Here is a 3,157-nt window from a genome sequence, read left to right as displayed (position 1 = left end):
GACCTGCTCGCGCACGATCGGGTCGGCGATCCGGCCGTTCGCCTCGCCGCAGTACTCCTTCGCGGTCACCTCGAGCGTGCCACCGCCGCTGCCGCCCAGGCCGAAGCCCATCCCGCCGATCATCTCGCGCTCGTGCTGCAGTAGCTTCTTCGCGATCGTCCAGCCGCCGTTCGGAACGCCCACCAGGTTCTTCTTGGGGACCTTCACGTCCTGGAAGAAGGTCTGGCAGAACGGCGAGCTGCCGCTGATCAGCTTGATCGGCGACACCGACACGCCCGGCGTCTCCATGTCGAACAAGAGGAACGAGATGCCGTCGTGCTTGGGCGCGTTCGTGTCGGTGCGCACCAGGCAGAAGATCCAATCGGCGTAGTTCGCGTACGAGGTCCAGATCTTCTGGCCGTTCACCAGGTAGTGGTCGCCCTTGTCCTCGGCGCGCGTCTGCAGGCCCGCGAGGTCGCTGCCCGCGCCGGGCTCGCTGTAGCCCTGACACCAGCGGATCTCGCCGCGCACGATCCTGGGCAGGTGCTCGCGCTTCTGCTCCTCGTTGCCGTATTCGAGCAGCACCGGGCCGAGCATGGTGATGCCGAAGCTGATCAGCGGCGGCCGCGCGCGGATCTTGCGCATCTCCTCGGAGAGCACGCGCGCCTCCGCGTTCGACAGGCCGCCGCCGCCGTACTCCTTCGGCCAGGTCGGCGTGGTCCAGCCCCTGGCCGCCATCCGGTCGAGCCAGAGCTTCTCCTCGGGGTTCTTGTAGACCTTCCGGCGGCCACCCCAGTTCGAGTCCTCCTCCGACGTCGGCGGCTTGCGCATCGAGGCCGGGCAGTTCTCCTCCAGCCACTTGGCGACATCCGCGCGGAAGCGGTCGAGATTCTCCATGGGCTCTCCCTTCGAGGGCGCGCTCGGCGCGCGGCGTATCGTACGGGCGGCGAGGTTGGGGCCGCAACCGGGGTTGCCGCCGCCGGGCGCTTTGGCTTCCATACGCTCGCATGAGGGCGCTGCAGAAGTTGCTCGGGCTCCGCGGCGACGGCGAAGACGCCGCCCGCGACACCGCGACGGTGCGGCGCATCGCCGCCGAGCTCGACGCGCTCCCGCCCGTCGAGGCCCGCTTTCTCGCCGCGTTCGCGTTCGTGCTCGCGCGCGTGGCGCGCGCCGACCTCGAGATCTCCGGCGAGGAGACCGAGCAGATGCTGAAGCTGGTGCGCGAGTACTCGACCCTCTCCGAAGCGCAGGCGCTGCTGGTCGTGCAGATGGCCAAGACCCAGGCGACGGCGCTCGGCGGCACCGAGAACTACCTGGTCACGCGCCAGTTCAAGGACATGTCGAACCGCGCGCAGCGGGTGGACCTGCTGCGCTGCCTGTTCGCGGTGGCGGCGGCGGACCAGAACATCTCGGTCGTGGAGAACACGGAGATCACGCTGATCGGCGAGGAGCTCGGCTTCTCGCCGACCGAGATCGCCTCCGTGCGCGCGGCCTACCGCGACCAGCTGTCGGTGCTGAAGGACATGCCGGAGTGAACACGCCCAAGCGCGCCATCCTGTTCGATTTCGGCGGGACGCTCTACGACTACCGCTGCTTCGCGCGGGCGGAGGCCGAGAGCCTGGGTCAGCTCGCGCGCTGGGCCGGCGTGGAAGCGCCGGTCGACCGGATCGCGCGCGCGCACCGCGACGCGATGAAGCGCGTGTTCGGCGGCTACCGCGACCGCGAGTTCTACTTCCACCGCGACCTGTTCGGCGACGCGGTGCGCGACATGCTCGGGCAGTTCGACGCGGCGGCCGACGACGAGCTGCTGGCGCGCTACCGCCGCTTTCAGTGGGAGTGCCACCGGCGCGACTTCGCGCTGCGCCCGCTCGTGCGCGAGACCCTGGCCGAGCTGCGCCGCCGCGGGCTGCACCTCGGCATGGTGTCGAACATCGACGACGACCAGCTCGACCACCTGCTCGACGTGGCCGGCGTGCGGAGCGACTTCGACGCCGTGCTGTCGAGCGAGCGCGCGCGCTCGTGCAAGCCGGCAGCCGGGATCTTCCAGCAGGCGCTCGCGCACGCGGGCTGCGCGCCGGGCGAGGCGCTCTTCGTCGGCGACTCGCTGTTCCACGACGTGGGCGGCGCGAACGGGCTGGGCATGACCTCGGTGCTGATCTGGCACAGCGACGAGCGCGAGCCGCCGTCGGACGGGCCGAAGCCGCACCACGTGATCCGCCGCTTCCCGGAGCTGCTCGAGCTCGTGGCGTGACACCGAAAGACGTCGCCGCGCTGGGCGAGGACGTCCCGCTGCTCGAGGGCATCCGCACCACCCGCGCAATCCGCCGGCTGCGTCCCGACCCGGTGCCGCGCGAGCTGATCGCCAAGGTCTGCGAGGCCGGCACCTTCGCGCCGAGCGGCGGCAACCGCCAGCCGTGGATCTTCATCGCGGTCACCGAGCCGGCGCGGCGCGCCTGGGTCGCGGAACGCTACCGCGCGGGCTTCCATCGCTACATCGCGCCGGCGTTGGAAGCCGCCAAGGATCCGAGCTATCCGGAGGCGGGCCGGCGCAACATGAAGGCGGCGATCCACCTCGCCGATCACCTGCACGAGGCGCCCGTACACTTGTTCGTGGCGGGCTGGATGCGCCGCGGCGAGGCCCAGACGCAGGCGCTGTTCCCGTGTGTACAAAACGTCCTGCTCGCCTGTCGTGCCGTGGGGCTGGGCGCCTCGCTCACGACGCTCCACCGCAGCTTCGGCGCGGAGTGCGACGCCTGGCTGGGACTGCCGGAGAAATGCCCCACGGCGGCCCTGCTGCCCATCGGCTGGCCGGTCGGCAAGCACGGCCGCCCACCGCGCCGCCCCGTGAGCGAGTGCCTGCACTGGGACGCCTTCTCGGACAGGTGAAGCCCGCGCAGGTCTCGCGCGGGCGGACTCGGGGCGGACTCCGAGCTCCCACTCCTCACTGGCCCGGTTTATGCTGTTGATCGAGACGTATTCGTCCATTCACTGACCCGATCCCCTGACATGGAGCCGAGGAGGTAACCATGACGTGGAAGGTGAACGGCAGGGCCACCGTCAGTCCCCTCGAGCGGTGGATGTGCCAGCGCTTGCTCGAGACGCGCGGCGACCCGCGCCTGCGGCTGGTGCTCTGGAACGGCGAAGAGCTGCGCTGCTCCGACGTTCCCCCCGCGGGCCG

4 protein-coding genes are annotated in these 3,157 nt (G+C 70.6%); 3 read left to right on the top strand and 1 reads right to left on the bottom strand.

Annotated elements, in window-relative coordinates:
* The coding region (locus VMR86_02485) for an acyl-CoA dehydrogenase family protein (GenBank protein HTO05897.1) at window positions 1–876 on the bottom strand (876 nt) is incomplete at its 3' end.
* Between the two features lie 110 nt (window positions 877–986).
* Between VMR86_02485 and VMR86_02480 the strand changes: the two genes are divergently transcribed.
* From VMR86_02480 to VMR86_02470, 3 genes are read left to right on the top strand one after another with little or no spacing between them, the layout of a single operon-like run.
* Complete coding sequence (locus VMR86_02480) at window positions 987–1,514, top strand: TerB family tellurite resistance protein (protein ID HTO05896.1); 528 nt, start codon at window positions 987–989, stop codon at window positions 1,512–1,514.
* Window positions 1,511–2,230: an HAD family hydrolase gene (locus VMR86_02475; GenBank protein ID HTO05895.1), complete on the top strand. Its 720-nt coding sequence runs from the start codon at window positions 1,511–1,513 to the stop codon at window positions 2,228–2,230. Before VMR86_02480 ends, VMR86_02475 begins: the two co-directional genes overlap by 4 nt.
* The gene (locus tag VMR86_02470) at window positions 2,227–2,865 is read left to right on the top strand and encodes a nitroreductase family protein (GenBank protein ID HTO05894.1); all 639 of its coding nucleotides are present in this window, start codon (window positions 2,227–2,229) and stop codon (window positions 2,863–2,865) included. The genes VMR86_02475 and VMR86_02470 overlap by 4 nt, the downstream gene beginning before the upstream one ends.
* Window positions 2,866–3,157: the final 292 nt, after the last annotated feature.

It is taken from the genome of Myxococcota bacterium (assembly GCA_035498015.1).
Classification (GTDB): domain Bacteria; phylum Myxococcota_A; class UBA9160; order SZUA-336; family SZUA-336; genus VGRW01.
The sequence above is the reverse complement of the archived record's forward strand: the minus strand, read 5'-3'. Positions and strand labels throughout refer to the sequence as shown.